The organism is Rhizobacter sp. P2_H2 (genome assembly GCF_056403375.1).
On the sequence record NZ_JBFUFP010001260.1, the window covers coordinates 1 to 1,424 of the forward strand.

2 protein-coding genes are annotated in these 1,424 nt (G+C 72.1%); both read left to right on the plus strand.

Annotated elements, in window-relative coordinates; genetic code table 11:
• The first annotated feature begins 94 nt into the window (after positions 1-94).
• Positions 95-1,186: an efflux RND transporter periplasmic adaptor subunit gene (locus AC1D15_RS32145; RefSeq protein ID WP_477829247.1), complete on the plus strand. Its 1,092-nt coding sequence runs from the start codon at positions 95-97 to the stop codon at positions 1,184-1,186.
• Positions 1,183-1,424: hypothetical protein (locus AC1D15_RS32150; RefSeq protein WP_477829248.1), on the plus strand; the 242-nt coding region annotated here is incomplete at its 3' end. The genes AC1D15_RS32145 and AC1D15_RS32150, both read left to right, overlap by 4 nt.

Here is a 1,424-nt window from a genome sequence, read left to right on the forward strand (position 1 = left end):
CAGTTCAGCAAGCGCCAGCGCGAAGCCATGCGCCAGGCGCTGCAGCAGCTCGCCCAGACCGTCACCTGATCAACCTCGCCCCGGATTCATCACCATGCCCCCACATCACCGCAAGGCGGCCGTCGTCGCCCTGCTGGCCGCCGCATTGGCCGGCTGCGCAAAGGAAACCGCCCCGTCCGTCGCCGTGCCGCGCCCCGTCAAGGTGGAAGTCGTTGCCGACGGCGGCACGGCAACCGTCGAGTCGTTCATCGGCACGCWGCGCGCACGCCAGCGCGCCGAACTCGGCTTCGAGTCACCCGGGCGCATCGCMGCCATCGCCGTCGACGTCGGCGACCGCGTGCGTGCTGGCCAGGTGCTGGCACGCCTGGACGAATCGCCGGCCCGCTGGCGACTGGAGAAGGCCGAATCCGACCGCGCCTCGGCCGTGGCCGTGCTCGCGGAACGCAGCACCCAGCTGCGGCAGCACGAGTCGCTTGCCAAGGACCAGATCGTCTCGGCGAGCACGCTGGAGTCGATGCAGACGCAGCACCGGCTGGCGGTCGGCCAACTGCAGGCGGCCGAGGCGGCGCTCGCACTGGCGCGCCGCGACCTCGCGCTGGTGCGCATCACGGCACCGTTCGACGGCGAGATCGTCACTCGCGCAGCTCAGCCGCACACCGACATCGGAGCCGGCCAGCCGGTGCTGCAGATCGAAGCGCGGCAGACGCTGGAAGTGGTGGCGATGCTGCCCGAGGCGGTGGCCTCGCGCCTCGCACCGGGCCAGGCGGCCACGGCCGGCCCACTGTCACTGACGCTGGAGCGGCTGTCGGCGCGCAACGAGAACGGCTCGCTGGTGCCGGCAGTCTTCCGCATCGCGGGCGCCGCCGCGGGCTTGCGCAGCGGCAGCGTCGTCTCGGTGGAACTGCCGCGCACGGCGAGCACCGCGCTCTCGGTGCCCGCCCCTGCGCTGCTGGCGGGTGGCGACCCGGGCACGGCGAGCGTTTTCCTGCTCGATGCCACCAGGCAGCAACTCGTGCGTCGTCCGATCCAGCTCGGCGACGGCGTGCTGCCCGGCGGCCGCCTGCCGGTGAAGGCGGGCCTGGTCGCGGGCGACCAGGTCGTCGTCGCCGGCGTCGCCTTCCTGAACGAGGGCCAGGCCGCGGTGCGGCAGGAGTCGCAGACGCTGCTGCACGGAGCACAACGATGAAGCTCACCGAATCGGCACTGGGCGCGAGCCGGCTGACCTTCTTCGTGGCCGCGCTGGTGCTGGTGGCCGGCGTGTTCGCCTTCCTGAAGTTCCCGTCGCAGGAGGAGCCCTCCACCACCATCCGCGACGCGATGATCTTCGTCGCCAACCCCGGGCTGCCGGTCGAGCGCATGGAGCAGCTCGTCGCCCGCCCGCTGGAAGAACGGCTGAGGCAACTGCCCGAACTGAAGCACGTGGT